The sequence below is a fragment of the Streptomyces sp. NPDC005494 genome, assembly GCF_042872025.1.
In the GTDB taxonomy this organism is placed as follows: domain Bacteria; phylum Actinomycetota; class Actinomycetes; order Streptomycetales; family Streptomycetaceae; genus Streptomyces.
This window is the reverse complement of record NZ_JBIAJR010000016.1, coordinates 25,249-43,431: the sequence shown is the minus strand read 5'-3', so window position 1 is coordinate 43,431 and position 18,183 is coordinate 25,249. Positions and strand designations below refer to the sequence as shown.

Below are 18,183 nucleotides of genomic sequence, written 5' to 3'. Positions count from 1 at the left end.
TCGACGCGAATCCATGACGCGTGGCCGGTCGGCCCGCCAAGATGACTGCATCACCTACGCAAAGGACACCGAACCACGTGAGAGCCGCAATCGGGACGATCTTCCTGGCAGCCACCGTCGTCCTCGCCCTCGTCGGCTGCAACGACAGCGACGGCAGCAGTCCCGAGCCCGGTACGACCACGCGTGGCGACAGCAAGCAGGCCCCCGAACCCGCCTACCGGATCATCGAGCAGGACACGTCGGGGCTGCAGCGGACCGTCCTCGTCCAAGTCGACACCACCGAAGGTCTCGAGCTCGTCTACAAGGCCGTCAAAGCCGAACTCACCGAAGAGGCCGTCTACCTGGTCGGCATCGAGTGCTCCACCGGCGGAGACTCCTACGACCGGCGTCTCGCCAACGGCCGCTACATCCTCGGCGCGGCCGGAGCGGCCGAAGCCGGACTGCCCGCCGGCACCAGCGAGTACCAAGCCGCAGGCGGTACGTGCCCGGCATGACCCGTCACCGCGTGGTCCCGGGCTTCACCTCCGGATCACTGCGCGGCAGGTCCGCGTGCGGTTCAGGAACCGGGCGTCAGCCGGGGCGGTTCGCCCCAGGGGCGTGTCAGGATGTCGCGCAGCCGGCCGGCCTGGTCGCCGATGCGCTCGGCCAGGATCGCCTCTATCTCGGCGAGCATGATCTGCGCCCGCTCGTGGGCCCGCGCGCCGTCGGGGGTGAAGCGCACGATGCGGGACCGGGCGGAGTCCGGGTCCGCCGTCTGGTCCAGCATTCCCATGCCGATCAGGCTGTGCACCGCCTGGTGCGTGGTCTGACGGGTCACCCCCATCCGGCGAGCCAGCTCGGAGATCGAGGTGCCCTCCGGATCGAGGGACGCGAAGACCGCCGCCTGTGCGGCGGTCACGGGCTGTTCACCCGCGGCACGCATCCCGGCGAGCAGGGCGTCGTCGAACCAGCGCTTGGCTTCGCCGAGCAGCTGGGGCATGTTCCGTGCGGCGTCGGTCATCGTTCCTCGTGGGGCAGGGGGGAATCCCGAGCATAACGACCGCTCGCCCCCGCGCGGCTCCCTGCCCGCCGCCCCGTCAGCGGGTGTGACCGAGGGCGAACTCCACGGACGTCCCGAAGCACTCCGCGACCCGCTCGTCGGAGATCCCGCTCCACAGATGCTGGGCCCCCTCGACCAGGCGCAGATCGACGGACACCCCCGCCTCGCGCAGCGCCTCGGCGAGTCGGACGCTCTGCCGGGCGGGGACCACGGTGTCGGCCGTGCCGTGCAGGAGGAGGAAGGGCGGGGCCTGCGCGGTGACGTGGGCCACGGGACTCGCCGCCGTCGCCCGCCCCGCGTCGGCGCCGGGCGCCGTGCCGAGGAGAAGCGCCTCGAAGGTGCCCGGATCGTCGGGGTCGAAGGCGCCTTCGTGGTCCTCGGCGAGAGCGCCGAGGTCGCTGGGCCCGTACCAGCACACGCACCCGCGCACCGGCTCGATGCCTGTCACCCCTGTGGTGAGTGCGGTGTGGGCGGCCAGGTGCGCGCCCGCGGACTCGCCCCACAGGACGGTCCGGGAGGCGTCGATGCCGAGCTCGCCCGCCCTGCCGTGCAGCAGGCGCAGCGCGGCGGCCAGGTCGTCCCGCTGCGCGGGGAACTGCGCTTCTCCGCTGAGGCGGTAGTCCGGGCAGGCGACCGCGAAGCCGGCCTCGACGAGCCGGGCGAAGGGCCCGGGCCGCCACGAGCGGAAGCGGGGCCCCATGTCGTCCCGCAGCCCGGTGCGCCAGCCGCCGCCGTGCACGAAGACGACTACGGGGGCGGGCGCGTCACCTCCCGTCGGCAGCCACAGGTCCAGCTCCAGGGGGCGGCTGCCCCCGTGCATCTCGTACACCACGCCCCGCAGCAGCTTCACCCCGCGAGCGGGATGCGCCGCCGGCGGCAGCGGCAGCGCGGCGGGATCGGGCGGGGCCGGGAACTCGAAGGGTACGGGCGGGACTTCGGGTGGCGTCATGGCCGGCCTTTCGTGAGGTGCGGGCGGGACAGCCTGTCAGCGGGACAGGCGGGGGAGCAGCACCCGGGCGTTCCGTGTCGTCAGCGCCGGCCAGGAAGTGCCTTCCACCGGGTCCGGAGCCCCGGTGAACTCGGCAGCGTGGGCGACGGCGGCCTGCGCCGGGGTCCAGCAGTAGTCGCTGCCGTACAGCAGCCGTTCGGGCCTGGCGAGGTTCAGCAGCGCGGGAACCTGCCGGGGGAACGCCGGGCCGGCCACGTCGTAGTACAGCTCCCGCAGCTGGGCGACCGCGTCCGGGGCGCCGTCCTGGGACGGCATGAACAACCGCATGAAGCCGTTGATCCTGTCGGCCAGCACGGGGAGCGCGCCGCCGCAGTGCGGGACCACGACCCTGAGCCCGGGGTGACGCAGCAGCGTACCGGCGAACAGCAGGTCGGTCACCGTCCGCGCGGTGTCGAAGACGAACTCCACCATCGGGCGCGGCCGGCCCAGTGCCGACTGCTCCCAGCACACCGGTGACGTGGGATGCACGAACACCACGGCCTCGCGGCGTCCGAGTTCGGCGAAGAGCGGTTCGAGGCGCGGGTCGCCCAGATAGACGCCGTGGGTGTTGGTCTCCAGGACGACGCCGTCCGCCCCCAGCACATCCAGGGCGTAGGCGGCCTCCACCAGCGAAGCCTCGACATCGGGCAACGGCAGGGACGCGAACAGCCCGAAGCGCCCGGGATGGTCGCGGACCGTCTGCGCGCCGTCCTCGTTGACCTCACGGGCGAGGGCACGTGCCGCCGCGTCGTCCCCGAAGTGGACCCCGGGGGAGGACACCGAGAGCACGGCGGTGCTGATTCCGCCGCGGTCCATCAGCTCCAGGTGCTCGGTGGCCGACCAGCTGGGCCACGCGGGGACGCCGTCGGGAAGCTCGTGGCCCGCGGCGCGTGCGCGGCGCACGTAGGAGTCGGTCACGAAATGTGCGTGGACGTCGACGAGTCCGGGGTTCTCACTGCCTGCCATCGTGACTCTCCTGTGGGTGTTCACCCGGGCGCGGCGGGCGCCGGGTGCTGTCGGGGGCGGCGGGGGCGGTCGGGTGGCCGGAGCCCTGCCGGGCGGACATCTCCCGGCGGGCCGTCACGAGGCGTTCGCCCAGGACGATGCCGAGCAGTCCGGTGAGGCCGACCAACGGCGGCGCGGGGGAGGGGACGCCCATGAGCTGGTGGACGGCCCCCATCAGCAGGCCGGCGGCGAGCGAGACGGCCGCCCCGCGCCACGCGGCGCGCGCGCTCACAGGACGGCCGCCAGTAGTGCCTGGCCCAGCAGCATGCCGAGCAGCCCGAACAGTGCCGTCGGCGGCGGCGCCGGGGACTTCACCCGGAGCAACGCGTACAGCGCGCCTGTGACCAGGCCCGCGCCCAGCGCGCCGGCGTACGACGTGGCCGTCACCTCTGGGTGCGCCACGTCTGCTCGGGCATGAAGCGCACATCGAACCGCTGCGGCACCGTCCCGAACTTGTGGGGCTCGGGCACATAGGGCTCGCGCGGCAGGGTCAGCTCCTCGGTCGGCGTACCGAGGTTCTCGAAGAAGCGCTCGAAGGTCCCGCCCGGCCCCGCGGCCACACCGATGATCTGGCTGTTGTGGCGCTCGATCCGGTAGGCGTGCGGGCAGTTCTTCGGCACGAAGCCGAAGTCGCCGGTGGTCAGCAGCTTCTCGTACTGCTCGCCCTCCTGGTCCTCGACGAAGAGCCGCGCGGCGCCGCTGCCGATGTAGAAGACCTCGTAGGTGTCCGCGTGCAGGTGGGCGGGGATGATGTCGCCCTTCGCGCCCTCGACGGTGAAGAAGTTGAAGGCGTTCTCGGTCTGCTCCCCGCCGGCGTAGACGGTGACGAGGTCGCCGAAGAGATGGGCGCGGTCGCCCATGCCCTTCTCGATGAAATACGGCTTGCCCGGCTCCGGGGGGATGTGGGAGCGGGTGCGGTACGAGGTGGCGTACTCCATGGTCACGGCGGACCTCCGGGATCGGCTCCGATGGGATCGTCAGGTTACCTGACGTTTTTTTGGGCGTGAAGGGGCAGGGATGGAGTCGCGGGGTGGTGCGGCCTGGGGTGAGGCCGGGGCGCGACGGCCCGGGTGGCCTATTCCCCCGTGGCGGGATCGCGTCCGGTGAGGCAGTAGATGCCGCCCGACGGGTCCCGCATCACCGTCCAACCGTCACCGTCGCCGACGAACTGCGCGCCGTGCCGCTCGTGCAGGATCCGTCCGGCCGCGAGGTCCGAGCAGGCGAGGTCCGGATGGGCCGAAGCGGCGCGGGGCTCGTCCAGGCGCTGGACGAGCAGGCGCACCGGTACGCCTGCGGGCGGGCGCAGCACGTGGAACTCCCGGTGGTCGCCGGGGCGCGAGTCCCAGCCGGTCAGCTCCGTCCAGAACGCCACCTCGGCGTCGAACGCGGCCGGCGCCACATCCAGGCAGAGCTGGTCCAGCCGGCTCGTCATGCCCTCCGGGTGTGTGAGGACCGGCGGGCGGGTCCGCTGCCCGCGCCACGGGACGACGCAGAACGCCTGGCCGCCTGGGGAGCGCAGCACGGCCAGCTCCGGGCTCGTCGACACGGCCGTCGCACCCAACTGCCGCGCCCGGGCGCTGAACACGGCCATGTCCTCCACGGCGAAATCCGGATGGGCGCCGCCCGGCCCGCCCACGACCTGGGTCACCAGGCAGGCGTCCGCCCCGTCGGGGGACAGGGTGGTGAACTCGCCCCGCTCGCCCCAGGGTGCGGAAGGAAGGGTCCCGGTGACCGCGCCCCAGAACGCGGTGGCGCGTCCGGCGGCAGGGGCGGGGCGGTCGACGAAGGCGTACGTCCAGCGGATCACGATGCTCCTCCAGTGGTGGCTCGGCCAGGGCGGCAGGTCACATCGTGTCAGGAGCGTCTCTCCCGCCCCCGTTCACCACTCGTTCACCGCTCGGCACCGTCGAGGGCATTCCCTGGAACGTCGGGGGCATCTACGCTCGGCCGCAATCGATCAATGCTGTCCAGCGTCGCGCACCGAGCGGCACTGACAACGTTGTCCCCGCTACCGGAGGTATTCCGCGAACATGCCCTCCAGACCGTCCCCGGCCCGGCGGTTCACCGCACGGACCGCCGCTCTCGTCCTCACCGGAGCCCTGGCCGGGGCCGTCCTGCCCCCGGCCGCGCAGGCTGCCCCGCTCGTCGCGCATCCCACGGCCTACGTCGACCCGATGATCGGCACGGCGAACGGCGGCAACACCTATCCCGGCGCGGTCCGCCCGTACGGGATGATCGCCTGGTCGCCCACCAGCACCACCGGCGACCAGACGAGCACCGGCGCGGCCAACGGTTACGAGTACGGCGTGACCCGCATGCGCGGACTCAGCCTCACCCACGTCAACGGTGCCGGGTGCAACCCCGGCGCCGCGGGTGACGTGCCCATCATGCCGTTCGTCGGCGACGTCACCTCCTCGCCGTCGGCCGACTCCAAGGACGCCGTCTACGCCTCCGGCTTCTCGCACGACAACGAACGTGCCGTGCCCGGCCGTTATACCGTCGGGCTGGACTCGGGCGCCACCGCCGACCTGGCCGTGAGCGAGCGTGCCGGCGTGGCCGACTTCAGCTTCCCGGCCGACAAGCCCGCCAACCTGCTCTTCAGGGTGTCCAACTCCCTCAACGGCAGCGAGGACGCGGAGATCGAGATCGACACCGCCCACCGCAAGGTGACCGGCTCGGTCCTCACCGGCGCGTTCTGCGGCCGGCGTGCCAACGGCGGCACCAACAACCGCAAGAGCTACTACCGTCTCTACTTCAGCGCCTCCTTCGACCGCGACTTCGCCTCCACCGGTACCTGGCGCGACAACACCCTCGCACCCGGTGCGACCAGTGGCAGCGGCGGTGAGGGCTACGCCACGGGCGCCGACCGCGCCGGACGGGGCTCCGGCGGGTGGGTCGGGTTCGACACCTCGGCCGACGACGACGTCCGCATGCGCATCGGTATCTCCTACGTCAGCCAGGCCGGGGCCGAGGCCAACCTCCGCAAGGAGATCGCGCCCAGGCAGAGCGTCGACGACGTGGCCCGTGCGGGAGCCGCCGCCTGGGACCGCGAGCTCGCCTCCGTACGGATCGGAGGCGGCAGCGACGCACAGCGCACCTCGTTCTACACCGCGCTGTACCACTCGCTGATGCAGCCGAACCTGATCAGCGACACCGACGGCCGCTACCCCGGGATGGACGGGAAGCCGCACCGCGTGACGCGCGGCCAGAAGGCGCAGTACAGCAACTTCTCCGGCTGGGACCAGTACCGCGCCCAGATCCAGCTGCTCGCGCTCCTCAAGCCCAGGATCGCGGGTGACTTCGCCCAGTCCCTGTACAACTTCGCACGGCAGAACGGCGGGGTCTGGGACCGCTGGGTGCACATCAACGGCGCCACCCACGTCATGACCGGTGACCCCACGGCCGCCACCCTCGCCACGTTCTACGCCATGGGTGTACGCAACTTCGACTACGAGGGAGCCTTCGAGTCGCTGGCCCACCAGGCCACGGTGCCGCACCCCGACGGCCTCTCCGACGCGGGCTGCCCCGGTCAGTGCACCGGGCAGCGCCCCAACCTCGCCCAGTACCTGGAGTCCCACTACGCGGCCCAGGACGTCTGTCACTGCTGGGGCGGCGCGGCGGAGACACTGGAGGACGCGGTCGCCGACGCGGCGCTCGGCCGGTGGGCCCGGCTCCTGGGGCGTGACGAGGAGGCCGCCGCCTTCGAGGAGCGCGGCACCTGGTGGCGCAACGTCTTCAACCCCGAGGCCGGCGACGGCTCCGGCACCACCGGCTACATCCAGGCGCGCAACCTCGACGGTTCCTGGGTGACCCCGTTCAGCCCGGGCAGTGACCGGGGCTTCGCCCAGGGGACCAGCGCCACCTACACCTGGATGGTCCCGCAGGACGTGCAGGGCCTGGCCGAGGCCATGGGCGGCCGGGACGTCGCGGCGAAGCGGCTGGACGCGTTCTTCCACAAGGCGGACGGCTCCTGGTCGGTCAAGGGCGGTGACGCGCTGCGCTACGACCCGACCAACGAGCCGGGCATCCACGCCCCGTGGCTCTACAACGCGCTCGGGCAGCCGTGGAAGACGCAGGAGACCGTACGCGAGATCGTCGGCACGGTGTACGGGACCGGTCCGCGCGGCCTGCCCGGCAACGACGACCTCGGCACGATGTCGGCCTGGTACGTCTTCTCGGCCCTGGGCATCTACCCGCAGACGCCGGGCAGCGCCACCATGCTGCTCGGGGCGCCGCTCTTCCCGTCGGCCGTGCTCGGCCGGCCGCAGGGCGGGGACATCACCATCAGCGCCCCGCAGGCCGATGCGACACATCCGTACATCGACGCGGTGGCGGTCGACGGACGGGCGAGCGACAGGTCGTGGACGGACGCCCGGCTGGTCACCAGGGGAGGTGCGCTGACCTACCGGCTCGCGGACCGGCCCAACACGTCCTGGGCCACCGGACCTGCGGGTCTCCCTCGGTAACACCTCGACAGAGCCCGGACCGGGACCCGGTGGGCGGCGAGACGCCGCCCACCGGGTCCGGCATGCCCGGCGCCGGGCAGGAGCGAGGTCTCGATTTTCTATCGTTGAAAATTCTGCGTGCACGACCGTTGTCAGGTGTTTGGGGCTGTGGCTCAATGTTCGACTATGTGCAGTGCTTCGCGGTTCGGAGCACTCCGGCTTCTTCGACGAGGACGACGCCTTGATACGACAACTAGTCCGCCCCCGCACGTTTTTGAGAACGCTCGCCTGTACGGCGGCGCTGCTGCTTCCTGTCGGGGCCACCCTGGTCCCGACCGCCGCCTCCGCGACTCCCGCCGCCGCTCCCGCCGAAGGGGCCGCCTCGGCACCGGCGTTCGTGAAGGACGACCCGTCCACCGAGCCGCACGGACTCAAGGGCGAGTACTTCGCCATGTCCGCGCCGGGCGCCCGTGACTTCGCCGAGCTCGGCGCCACCGCGCTCGACCCGGAGATCAACTTCCCGGGTCTGACCGGGGCGTTCGAGTCGGCCACCGGCCGGACCGAGCACACCACCGCCCGCTGGACGGGGCAGATCGAGGCTCCGAAGGACGGTGACTACACCTTCTCCGCGATCGGTGACAACGGCTTCCGGCTCTTCATCGACGACAAGCCGGTCATCGACCACTGGGTGCCCGACTGGGACAAGGAGCAGACGAGCGCGCCCGTCGCCCTGAAGGCCGGTGAGAAGCACACCTTCCGGCTGGAGATGTTCCAGGACATCGGCGGGGCCAACATGTTCCTGCGCTGGTCGAGTGCCGGGCTCGCCAAGCAGATCGTGCCCGAGTCCGCCTTCACCCCGCCCGCCGACTTCGAGGTCTACCCGGTCGCGCTGAGCGTCGCCGAGAACGGTCTGAAGCTGCAGGCGACGTTCGACCACGATCTCAGCGGCGTCGAAGGCCTGAAGGACCACCTCGAGGTCGAGGCGGACACGACGCCGATGCCGGTGAAGTCGGTCGTCAGGGCGTCCGACAACCGCAAGGCGCTCGTCGTCACGCTGGACGCGGCCGTCCAGAAGGGCCAGCAGGTCCGGTTCGCGTACGACGGCCAGGGCAGCCTGAAGAACGGTGACGAGGCCGTCCCGGAGATCAGCCGCAGGGCGAAGAACCTCTCCACGCACCGGCTGACCACCCCGTGGGGCGACAAGGTCGACCGCGACCACCCGCTGCCCGAGTACCCCCGGCCGCAGCAGGTCCGCGACGACTGGAAGAACCTCAATGGCCAGTGGGAGTTCGCGGGAGCCGCTGCCGGTGAGCAGCCCGTCTTCGGCAAGAAGCTCGACGAGCGCATCACCGTGCCCTACCCCGTCGAGTCCCAGCTCTCCGGGCTGGAGCGCCACGAAGACCACATGTTCTACCGCAAGCTCGTCACGGTGCCCAAGAGCTGGTCGGTCGGCAAGCGGGGCAGCGACGACCGTCTGAAGCTCAACTTCGGCGCCGTCGACCACCACGCGCGGGTCTGGGTCAACGGCAAGCAGGTCGCCGAGCACACGGGCGGCTACACCGCCTTCAGTGCCGACATCACCGACGCGCTGAAGGGCAGCGGCCCTCAGGAGATCGTCGTCGCGGTCACCGACACCACCGGGGCCGACCAGCCGACGGGCAAGCAGTCCGCGAACCCGAGCGGCATCTTCTACACCGCCTCCTCCGGCATCTGGCAGACCGTCTGGATGGAGCCCGTCGCTCCCGCCGCGGTCGACTCGCTGAAGACGACTCCGGACATCGGCAAGGGCCGTCTCTCGGTGACGGTCAACTCCGAGAACGCGTCGGACTCCGCCAGGGTCACGGCCGTCGCCCGTGACAAGAAGGGCAAGGTCGTCGGGACGGTCACCGGTCCGGCCAACGGTGAGCTGAGCCTCCCCGTCGCCAAGCAGCACCTGTGGACGCCGGACGACCCGTACCTGTACGACCTGGAGGTCACCCTCAAGGACGGCCGTTCCAAGGACACCGTCGACAGCTACTTCGGTATGCGTTCGTTCGGCGTCGCCGAGGTCGGCGGCTACCAGAAGCTCGTGCTCAACGGGAAGCCGTTCTTCTCGCTCGCCCAGCTCGACCAGGGCTTCTACCCCGACGGCCTGAACACGGCGCCCAGCGACAAGGCCCTGGTCTTCGACCTGAAGGCGCAGAAGGACCTCGGCTTCAACTCCGTCCGCAAGCACATCAAGGTGGAGCCGGCCCGCTGGTACTACCACGCCGACCAGCTGGGTCTGCTGGTGTGGCAGGACTTCGTCTCCGGCAACATCACCGGTGAGAAGGGCCAGAAGGCCTTCCTCGACCAGGGTGCCGAGATGATGGAGCAGCTGCACAACTACCCGTCGATCGGTGCCTGGATCGTCTTCAACGAGGGCTGGGGCGAGTGGGACCGGACCGAGACCGGCAAGATCACCGAGAAGGTCCAGGCCGCCGACCCGTCGCGGGTGGTGAGCGCCCACAGCGGTGTCAACTGCTGCAACTCGAAGGGCGACTCCGGCAAGGGCGACATCATCGACCACCACGACTACAACAACACCGACCCGGCCTTCCCGGACGAGACGCGCGCCGCGATCGACGGTGAGCACGGCGGCTTCACCCTGCGCATCCCCGGCCGCATGTGGCCCGGTGCCCCCACCGCGATCTACAGCGGTGTCGCCGACAAGGACGCCCTGACCGCCAAGTACGTCGACAACACCCGCACGTACTACCTGGAGGCGGCCGGCGCCGAGCTGTCCGGCTCCATCTACACCCAGGTGACCGACCTGGAGAACGAGCTCAACGGCCTCTGGACGTACGACCGCCGTGAGATCAAGGTCGACGCCGCCAAGGTGCGGAAGATCAACGAGGAGGTCATCGCGGCCGGAGCCGCAGCGGGCGAGCGCGACGAGGTCAAGGGCGGCGGCGCCTGGTCCCTGGACGAGAACAAGGGCACCACGGCGGCGGACAGCGGCCCGAACCACAAGGACCTCACCCTCTCCGAGGGCACGACCTGGGCGCCGGGCGTCCAGGGTTCGGCGCTTAAGTTCGACGGCGAGGGCCAGTACGCCCAGACCGAAGGGCCGGTCGTCGACACCACCGGCGACTACACCGTCTCGGCCTGGGCGTCGCTGGACGCGCTGCCGGGCAACTACGCCACCGTCGTCAGCCAGGACGGCCGGCGCCAGGAGAACCCGTTCTACCTCCAGTACGGGCAGGGCGGGTTCGCCTTCTCCACCCCGGGTGCCCACCGCGCGCGGCTGGAGATCAAGCCCGAGCTCGGCCAGTGGTACCACCTCGTCGGCGTGCGCAGCGGTGACGAGATCAAGCTGTACGTCGACGGTGAACTCGCCGCCACCGCGGCGGCCGGCACCGCCGACGTGAGCACCGGCGCGCTGTCCGTCGGCCGTGCCAAGTGGGGCGGCTCGAACACCGACTTCTGGAACGGTTCCGTGGACCAGGTGAAGGTGTACGACAAGGCGCTCACCGACCAGGAGGTGACCGCGCTCCACGACGGCGAACAGCCGTAGGGCCCCGGCCCGGGCTACCGCTCCCGGCGGTGCGAGCGACAGCGCCGCACCGCCGGGAGCGCAGGCACGTCCTGACTCCGGATCACACGGGGGTGACGGTGGCTCCGGTGCTCTCCCTGACCAGCACCCGGTGCGGGACGACGACCCGGCGCGCCGGCAGGGCGTCGAGCCGGCCGAGTACACGTTCGGCGAGGCATTGCACCGCGCGCTCGGCGATCTGTTCCCGGTCCGGGGCGATCGTGGAGAGCGACGGGGCGGAGAACCGGCCGTCCTCGATGTCGTCGAACCCCATCAGCGCCAGGTCCTCCGGCACCCGCACGCCCTGTTCGGCCGCCACACGCAGGGCCCCCAGGGCCAGTTCGTCGCTGAAACAGAAGACGGCGTCCGGGCGCTCGGGCAGGAGCAGCAGCTCACGCAGGGCTCGCGCGCCCTCCGCACGGTGCAGATCCGCCACCTCGATCTCGGCCACCGGGCTCAGCCCGGCATCCTCCAGGCCCAGCCGGAAGCCCTCGGCGCGCAGTTCGGCCGTGCCGTGCCCGAGTGCGGACTGGAGCCCGATCGCGGCGACGCGCCGGCGGCCCAGGGAGACCAGGTGCTGGGCGGCGGCTCGCGCCGCCGCCACGTTGTCGAGGGCGACATGGTCGATCGACCCGAGCGGGTCCAGTTCGCCGAGGACGACCAGGGGCAGGCTGCCCGCGAGTGAGGCGAGTTCGGCCGGAGACGTCGACCAGGGGCTGACGATCATTCCGTCCACCTGCTGGCCTTTCGAGCCGTCGAGAAGCCGTTTCTCCAGATCTGCCCGCCCGCCGGTCCGCTCCAGGAGCACCGTCCAGCCGCGCGCCTGGGCCGCGTCGATGAGAAGACCCGTCAGCGCCCCGAAATAGGGGGAGTGGATCTCGGGAACGACCAGTCCGATGAGCCCCGTGCGCCCCTGCCGTAGATTGCGGGCGGCGAGATTGGGGCGGTAGCCCAGCTCCTCCACCGCGGCCATGACCCGCGCACGCGTGTCCGGGGCGACGGCGGCCGTGTTGCTCACGACGTTGGAGACGGTCCGCACGGACACGCCCGCGAGCTCGGCGACGTCCTTGAGTCTCGCGGCCACGGTGCTCCTGTCCTCTGTGCGCGGGGCGGCGGACCGCGCCCTCTGCGCAGTGACCGTAACAGGTGGTGCCCCACTTCGTGCGTCACCACTCTTGCCACGTTGGTTGCAACGTTGCAACATGGGCGGCGGCGCACGTCGCTCCCCGCGGTGGACATCACTGGGGCACGGCTGTCGTGCTCCGCTCCTCCGACGAAAGGACACTCCCATGCATGAGGCCGCTGCCTCCGCCGCTACGGTCCCGCACCCGGACGCGGCTGTCCGGGACCTGTACACGGCCGGGATCACCGCACACCGGGGCGCCTTCGCCCCGGAGTGGGCCGACCGGATGCGGGAGGACATCGACATCGCCTTCGCCGAGGCCCGCGGCCGGGAGGGCGGGGCCGTCGGCAGGGGACCCCACCGCTACTACGTCGAGATCCACCCCGAGCAGTTGCGCGGCTTCGTGGAGCTCGTCGACCACCCGTGGGTCCGGAGCGTGTGCGAGGCCGTCCTCGGCGCCGATTACCGGATCGTCGAGCTGGGCTTCGACGTGCCACTGGCAGGAGCCGTGAACCAGCCCTGGCACCGGGACTTCCCCATGCCGGACGCCACGCGCCACCACCGCAGGCTGACCTCGCTCGCCTTCAACCTCACCGCCGTCGACACGCGCGAGGACATGGGCCCCTTCGAGATCGCGCCGGGTACCCAGTGGGACGACGACGCGCGCTTCGGGCACGCCATGTTCCCGCCCCGCGAGGACTACCCCCGCTACACCGCGCTCGCCGAGCGCAAGTACCCGCAGCGCGGCGACATCTCCGCCCGCTCCGCCCTGACGATCCACCGCGGCACGGCGAACCACTCGCCCGACGCCCGGCCCGTGCTGGTGCTGGGCGTGGACGCCCCGGGCGCGGGCAACGACGCCCAGCACGACATGGCGGTCACGCGGGAGTACTGGGCGTCGCTGCCCGGCCGGGTACGGGCCCATCTGCACTGCCCGGTGGTGGAGGAACTGACCCCCATCGTGCAGAAGCACACCATCGAGGGCCTGGTCATGGGAGACGCCTGACGGGCAGGAGTCCCGCGGCCTGGGCCATGGGGGACGCCTGACGGGCAGGAGTCCCGCGGCCTGGGCCATGGGGGACGCCTGACGGAAGGGGTCCGGCGGCACGGAGGCAACCGGACCCCGGTACTCACCTCACGGTGCCCAGGGTGCCTCCACCGCCCACGTGGTGTCCTCGGTGAAGGTGGCCGCGTTGTCCCAGGCATGACCGCCACCGGGCGTGGCCAGCCACACCTCGGAGCCGATGTGGCGCATGTAGCTGCCCGGCAGATTGGCGCTCGTCAGCCGTACTCCGCCCGGACCGGAGACCGCGCACCAGGTGGCGTCGGCCTTGAAGAGTGCCGAGCCGTCGCTCGCGTCGCGGCGGACACGGAAGTCCCGGTGGCGAAGGTACTCGCCCGGGTAGTTGCGGGACTCGAACGAGTAGCAGTTGCTGTTCGCCAGGCCCGCGACGATCTTCCAGGTGGCGTCGTTCTTCAGCAGCGCGCCGCTGCCGCTGTCGACGACCGCGGTGTAGGCGAGTGCCTCGGAATGGCGCAGGTACTTGGTGGTGTGCCCCGGCGTGGTGACCCGGAGGGACCTGTACTGGCCGGTGGGCAGGGTGACCGGGGGCGCCGGAGTCCTCGATGCCTGGATGAGGGCTTGGTTGGCGGCCTTCACCCGGGCGGTGTCCACCTTGACCACCTGCCGGTCGTAGGTGAGCAGCCCGTTCGCCTCGTTCTCGACGTCGGTGATCTCCGTGTAGACCGAGGCGGAGAGCCCCGCCGGCAGCTGGCCGATCCGGATGGCGTCGAGAAGTCCCACGAAGCGGTTGTTCAGCGCGGCGGTGCTCGCCTGGTCCTCGTAGCTGAAGCCGCCGCCCGGGAACCACTCGTGGCCCGGTACCTTCCATCCCAGCCCGCCGAACTCGCCGAGGACGGCGGCCCGGGTCGCGGTGGGTGCCGTGTTGCCGGGGCCGACGTAGATGTGGTTGTCGACCACGTCACCGTTGCCGCCGTCCACGGAGCCGCAGCAGTTGACCCCGCTCATGTTGTTGACCAGGCGGGACGGGTCGTACGCCTTGACCTCGTTCGCGATCCGCGCCTGGTCGTACTGCGCCCAGCCCTCGTTCTGGTTGACCCACATGACCACCGAGGGCGAGCTGCGGTGCTGGTCGATGATCGCGTGGTACTCCGCCTCCCACTGGGTCCGTGCCGCGCTGTCGGGCGTCTTGCCGGTGTCCATGGCCGGCATGTCCTGCCAGACGAGGAGGCCCAGCTTGTCCGCCCAGTAGAACCAGCGCTGCGGCTCCACCTTGATGTGCTTGCGGACCATGTTGAACCCGAGGTCCTTGTGCGCCTGGAGATCGGACTTCAGCGCGGCGTCGGTGGGAGCCGTGTAGATGCCGTCCGGCCAGTAGCCCTGGTCGAGCGTGCCGGTCTGGAAGACGAACTTCCCGTTGAGGACCGGGCGCAGGATGTTGTCGACCTTCGCCACCGCTATGGACCGCATGCCCGCGTAACTGCCCACCGAGTCCACGACGGCGGTCCCGTCCAGGAGTTCGGCGCGCACATCGTAGAGGAACGGGTCCTCCGGGCTCCACAGCCGCGGGCTCGGGACGGGCACCGAGATCTCGCTGCCGGGCGTTCCGGTCGCCGTGCCCACGACGGTGCCGCCGCTGGACACGGTGACCCGTGCGGTCCGCCCGGCCCCGGAGGCCGCCTGCACCTTCACGCGCAGGGTGCTGTTGCCGAGGTTCGGCGTCATGTCCAGCCGGGTGACGTGCGAGGCCGCGACGGGCTCCAGCCAGACCGTCTGCCAGATGCCCGAAGCCGCGGTGTAGAAGATGCCGCCGCCCGCGTGCGGGTTCACGTCGTTGACGCGCTGCTTGCCGACGGCCTGGCCGCCGGTCTGCGTGGGGTCGTAGACGGAGACGACGACGGTGTTGGTACCGCCGTTCAGCTGGGGTGTGATGTCGTACGAGAACGAGTCGAAGCCGCCCTTGTGGGCGCCGACCTGGGTGCCGTTGACCCAGACCGTGCTCTGCCAGTCGGACGCGCCGAAGTTGAGCACGACGCGGCGGCCGTTCCAGTTCGACGGCACGGTGAAGGTGCGTTTGTACCAGAGCTTGTCGTTCTCGGTGATCTTCCGTTTGATGCCGGAGAGTGAGGACTCCGCGACGAACGGGACCCTGATCTGTTCGGGGAAGGCCGCGGGCTGACCTGCGTCACGGCCGGTCACTGCGAAGTCCCAGATGCCGTTGAGGTTCGTCCAGTCGGGGCGGGTCAGATGCGGGCGGGGATATTCCGGAAGAGGGCTGTCGACGGGCACCTGGTTCGTCCACGGCGTCGTCATCGGGGCCGGCTTCGGTGTCCAGGCGGCGGGTGCGGCGGAGGCCGGGGAGGTGCCGGCTCCCACCAGTGCGGTGGCGAGCAGCGCCAGCAGGCCGGTGCCGGCGGTTAACCGTCTCCACCAGGTGCGAGGGCGTGGTGCGGATGCGGATGTCATTGCGGGATCTCCTCGACGGAGGGAAGGACTTCCCGCGCCGGAGCGGCGCGGGAAGTGTCCATGGGGGTGGCGGGCCCGGCCCTCAGATCAGCTGCCAGAGGTGGTCCGCGGTGCCGTTGTCGTCGTACTGGACGACGTGGGCGCTGTCGGCTGTGGACATGAGGTCCACGCCCAGCACCTTGTCCGAGTTGCGGTTGCGGATGCGGTACCAGCCGTCGCCGTCGGGCACGAGCTGCCAGAGGTGGTCCGCGGTGCCGTTGTCGTCGAACTGGACGGCGTGGGCGCTGTTCGCGGTGGACATGAGATCCACGCCGAGCACCTTCCCGGAGTGCCGGTTGCGGATGCGGTACCAGCCGTCGCCGTCGGGCACCAGCCGCCACAGGTGGTCGGCCGTTCCGGTGTCCCCGAACTGGACGGCGTGGGCGCTGTTCGCGGTCGACATGAGGTCCACCCCCAGCACCTTGCCGGAGTGCCGGTTGCCGATGCGGTACCACCGGTCCGCGAGCCAGGCAGCCGCGTCCGGGTTCGCCGTCGGGAACGACGTGATCCTCAGCCGCGCCGCGCCCATCGGGACGAGGGTGACCTCCTCGACCGGCTCGGCGCTGCGCGCGGGGCTCTGCTGGAGCGGCGCCACCACGTGCTCGTCGTCGGCGCTCCACTCGGGGATGCGGCGGGCGCGTGCCGTCATGACGAGCGGGGTGTTCCCGAGTGTGAAGGGGTTGTCGCCGGGGGTGAGGCGGGTGGAACGGCGGCGCGAGGAGAGGGCCGGGCGGGCCCCGTCCAGGACGAGGCCGTAGTTCCAGGGAGTCGTCGCGTGGACGGCGTACTCCGGGAACTGCTCGGTCCCGCCGATGCGCTCGTACGACTCCCCTATGCGCAGGGAGTACGTGAGGGGCCCGTGGTCCACGCTGACCGAGCCCTTGTTGTCCGTCCAGGTGCGCACGGTGGTCCGCTGCGGGAGGCGCAGCGTGACCTTGTCGCCGTCGGCCCAGGTCCGCTCGATCCGGGTGAAGGCGGGGCCGGCCGGGGCGGTGACCCGCTGACCGTTGACCCGGATGTCCGGCTCGGCGCACCAGGCGGGGACGCGCAGCACCAGGGGGAAGGGCAGCGGGCGCGGGGCCGACAGGGAGAGCGTGACCGTGTCCGTGAAGGGGTAGTCCGTCTCCTCGGTGAAGGTGACCTCCGTGCCGTCGGCGACCTTCGCCGTGACCTCGCAGGCGGCGTACATCGCCGCGGCGAGACCGCCGTCCGGCGTCGCGAGCCAGAGCTCCTCCACGAAGTAGGGCCAGCCCATCCCGTAGTTGTGCGGGCAGCAGCGGTACTGGTCGACGCCGGGCAGGAACGCCTGCATGGCGAATCCGTTCTGGAACTGCCGGTCACGCTTGGGCACGTTGTCGAGGTCGACGCTGTTCGCGCTGGTGACGTAGTGGATCGCCTTTCCCGACGGGTCCAGCGAGGCGGGCAGCGAGTTGAAGGCGAGCTCCTCGCAGCGGTCCGCCCACAGCGGGTCGCCGGTGATCCGGGTGAGCAACTGGTGGCTCGCCATGAACTCCACGATCCCGCAGGTCTCGAAGCCCTGCCGGGGGTCGCCGTGTCCCGGCCGGGCGTTCTCGTCCCCGGCGAAGCCGCCGCCGGGGAACTGGCCGTACAGGGCCATGGCCTTGGCGTACGTCCCGTACGTGTCCCGGGTGTCCTGCGCCGAGCCGCTGCGCAGGGCGTACTGGGCGGGCTCACGGAAGCCCTGTGCGATGTTGACGTTGTGCGGGTCGACCAGGTTGTCGCCCCAGTCGGCGCCGTACCGGTGGATCTTGTCGGCGAGTTCGAGCAGGAACGTGTCGCCGGTGCGGTTGAACAGCCAGTAGACGCTGTCGAGGCCGTCGCCCCAGCGCAGCGCGATCCAGCTGGTGTCGAAGGCCCCGGGGCCCTGCGCGTTCATGTAGCGGAAGAACCTGCTGAGGAACGGGATGATGCGGGTGTCGCCGTCGTACTCCTGCCAGGAGCGCAGTGCCTGGACCAGGGGCAGGAAGGGCCAGAAGTCGGGGCCGCCGTTCAGCGAGGTACGCAGGGACTTCGGGCCGAAGAAACCGTCGGACTGCTGTGTGGTCAGGATCGCGTCGATCCATCTGCGCGTGGCCGCCAGGGCCGTCGCGTCCCCGGTGACGATCGCGAGGTCGGCGTATCCCCTGAGCCAGTAGGGGACCTCCTCCCAGCCTCCCCGGTCGGGGCGGACCCATCCGGAGGCCTGGAAGTCGAGGAAGTGCGAGAACTCCTCGTAGCGGCCGCAGAGCCCGTCCAGCTGGAGCCTGAGCTGGCCGGCGAGCCAGCCGCGGGGGGTGACCTGCCCCGGCGGCAGCCTGAGGAACGCCGTCGGGTGCAGCGGGGCGGCGTTGGGGGAGTAGTGGCCTCCGCGCGCCGGTGCCGCCACGCCGCCGGCGGCGGTCGCCGTGGCGGCCCAGCGGCCCGCCGCGGCGGTCGCGGCGGCGGTGGCCAGAGCGCCGGTCACGAGTTGTCTGCGGTTCAGGGGCATCGTGGGGGCTCCGCTT

General features: G+C 71.1%; 14 protein-coding genes. 4 read left to right on the top strand and 10 right to left on the bottom strand.

The genetic code is table 11. The features are described 5' to 3' along the window. The first annotated feature begins 77 nt into the window (after nt 1-77). Entirely contained in the window at nt 78-494 is a 417-nt protein-coding gene (locus tag ACFYQ6_RS33075; RefSeq protein WP_388766532.1) for a hypothetical protein, read from the top strand. A 62-nt stretch (nt 495-556) separates the two neighbouring features. Here the strand turns inward: ACFYQ6_RS33075 and ACFYQ6_RS33070 are convergent, their stop codons facing one another. The 7 genes from ACFYQ6_RS33070 to ACFYQ6_RS33040 form a co-directional block, all read right to left on the bottom strand. Beyond that, nucleotides 557-1,000, bottom strand: a complete 444-nt coding sequence (locus ACFYQ6_RS33070; protein ID WP_388766530.1) for a MarR family winged helix-turn-helix transcriptional regulator — start codon at nt 998-1,000, stop codon at nt 557-559. A 76-nt stretch (nt 1,001-1,076) separates the two neighbouring features. After that, nucleotides 1,077-1,988, bottom strand: coding sequence for an alpha/beta hydrolase fold domain-containing protein (locus tag ACFYQ6_RS33065; protein ID WP_388766528.1), 912 nt, complete (start codon nt 1,986-1,988; stop codon nt 1,077-1,079). A gap of 36 nt (nt 1,989-2,024) precedes the next feature. Then, nucleotides 2,025-2,993, bottom strand: coding sequence for an amidohydrolase family protein (locus ACFYQ6_RS33060; RefSeq protein WP_388766526.1), 969 nt, complete (start codon nt 2,991-2,993; stop codon nt 2,025-2,027). Continuing rightward, complete coding sequence (locus ACFYQ6_RS33055; protein WP_388766523.1) at nt 2,980-3,264, bottom strand: DUF1427 family protein; 285 nt, start codon at nt 3,262-3,264, stop codon at nt 2,980-2,982. The genes ACFYQ6_RS33060 and ACFYQ6_RS33055 overlap by 14 nt, the downstream gene beginning before the upstream one ends. Beyond that, complete coding sequence (locus ACFYQ6_RS33050; protein ID WP_361581272.1) at nt 3,261-3,434, bottom strand: DUF1427 family protein; 174 nt, start codon at nt 3,432-3,434, stop codon at nt 3,261-3,263. The genes ACFYQ6_RS33055 and ACFYQ6_RS33050 overlap by 4 nt, the downstream gene beginning before the upstream one ends. Beyond that, nucleotides 3,416-3,976: a quercetin 2,3-dioxygenase gene (locus tag ACFYQ6_RS33045; RefSeq protein WP_361581269.1), complete on the bottom strand. Its 561-nt coding sequence runs from the start codon at nt 3,974-3,976 to the stop codon at nt 3,416-3,418. Before ACFYQ6_RS33045 ends, ACFYQ6_RS33050 begins: the two co-directional genes overlap by 19 nt. A gap of 131 nt (nt 3,977-4,107) precedes the next feature. Continuing rightward, nucleotides 4,108-4,839 (bottom strand): VOC family protein, encoded by a 732-nt coding sequence (locus tag ACFYQ6_RS33040; protein ID WP_388766520.1) that lies wholly within the window; start codon nt 4,837-4,839, stop codon nt 4,108-4,110. Nucleotides 4,840-5,062: 223 nt separating this feature from the next. On the opposite strand from ACFYQ6_RS33040, the gene ACFYQ6_RS33035 reads away from it, so the two are divergent. Together ACFYQ6_RS33035 and ACFYQ6_RS33030 are read left to right on the top strand one after the other, a co-directional pair. Continuing rightward, nucleotides 5,063-7,498: a GH92 family glycosyl hydrolase gene (locus tag ACFYQ6_RS33035; protein WP_388766518.1), complete on the top strand. Its 2,436-nt coding sequence runs from the start codon at nt 5,063-5,065 to the stop codon at nt 7,496-7,498. 172 nt (nt 7,499-7,670) lie between these two features. Continuing rightward, on the top strand, nt 7,671-11,012 hold the full coding sequence (locus ACFYQ6_RS33030) for a LamG-like jellyroll fold domain-containing protein (RefSeq protein ID WP_361581264.1): 3,342 nt from the start codon (nt 7,671-7,673) through the stop codon (nt 11,010-11,012). 82 nt (nt 11,013-11,094) lie between these two features. Here ACFYQ6_RS33030 and ACFYQ6_RS33025 read toward each other — a convergent pair whose 3' ends face one another. Next, nucleotides 11,095-12,114, bottom strand: coding sequence for a LacI family DNA-binding transcriptional regulator (locus tag ACFYQ6_RS33025; protein WP_388766516.1), 1,020 nt, complete (start codon nt 12,112-12,114; stop codon nt 11,095-11,097). A gap of 205 nt (nt 12,115-12,319) precedes the next feature. Here ACFYQ6_RS33025 and ACFYQ6_RS33020 point away from each other — a divergent pair, with 205 nt between their 5' ends. Beyond that, entirely contained in the window at nt 12,320-13,159 is an 840-nt protein-coding gene (locus tag ACFYQ6_RS33020; protein ID WP_361581258.1) for a phytanoyl-CoA dioxygenase family protein, read from the top strand. Between the two features lie 129 nt (nt 13,160-13,288). Here ACFYQ6_RS33020 and ACFYQ6_RS33015 read toward each other — a convergent pair whose 3' ends face one another. Further along, the gene (locus ACFYQ6_RS33015; RefSeq protein WP_388766513.1) at nt 13,289-15,640 is read right to left on the bottom strand and encodes an AbfB domain-containing protein; all 2,352 of its coding nucleotides are present in this window, start codon (nt 15,638-15,640) and stop codon (nt 13,289-13,291) included. An 82-nt stretch (nt 15,641-15,722) separates the two neighbouring features. Continuing rightward, entirely contained in the window at nt 15,723-18,167 is a 2,445-nt protein-coding gene (locus ACFYQ6_RS33010; protein ID WP_388766511.1) for an RICIN domain-containing protein, read from the bottom strand. Nucleotides 18,168-18,183: the final 16 nt, after the last annotated feature.

Excerpts from the sequence above, each read along its gene's own strand:
- ACFYQ6_RS33070 (WP_388766530.1), bottom strand. The coding sequence starts at position 1,000 with ATGACCGACGCCGCACGGAACATGCCCCAGCTGCTCGGCGAAGCCAAG.
- ACFYQ6_RS33065 (WP_388766528.1), bottom strand. The coding sequence starts at position 1,988 with ATGACGCCACCCGAAGTCCCGCCCGTACCCTTCGAGTTCCCGGCCCCG.
- ACFYQ6_RS33060 (WP_388766526.1), bottom strand. The coding sequence starts at position 2,993 with ATGGCAGGCAGTGAGAACCCCGGACTCGTCGACGTCCACGCACATTTC.
- ACFYQ6_RS33035 (WP_388766518.1), top strand. The coding sequence starts at position 5,063 with ATGCCCTCCAGACCGTCCCCGGCCCGGCGGTTCACCGCACGGACCGCC.
- ACFYQ6_RS33020 (WP_361581258.1), top strand. The coding sequence starts at position 12,320 with ATGCATGAGGCCGCTGCCTCCGCCGCTACGGTCCCGCACCCGGACGCG.
- ACFYQ6_RS33015 (WP_388766513.1), bottom strand. The coding sequence starts at position 15,640 with ATGACATCCGCATCCGCACCACGCCCTCGCACCTGGTGGAGACGGTTA.
- ACFYQ6_RS33010 (WP_388766511.1), bottom strand. The coding sequence starts at position 18,167 with ATGCCCCTGAACCGCAGACAACTCGTGACCGGCGCTCTGGCCACCGCC.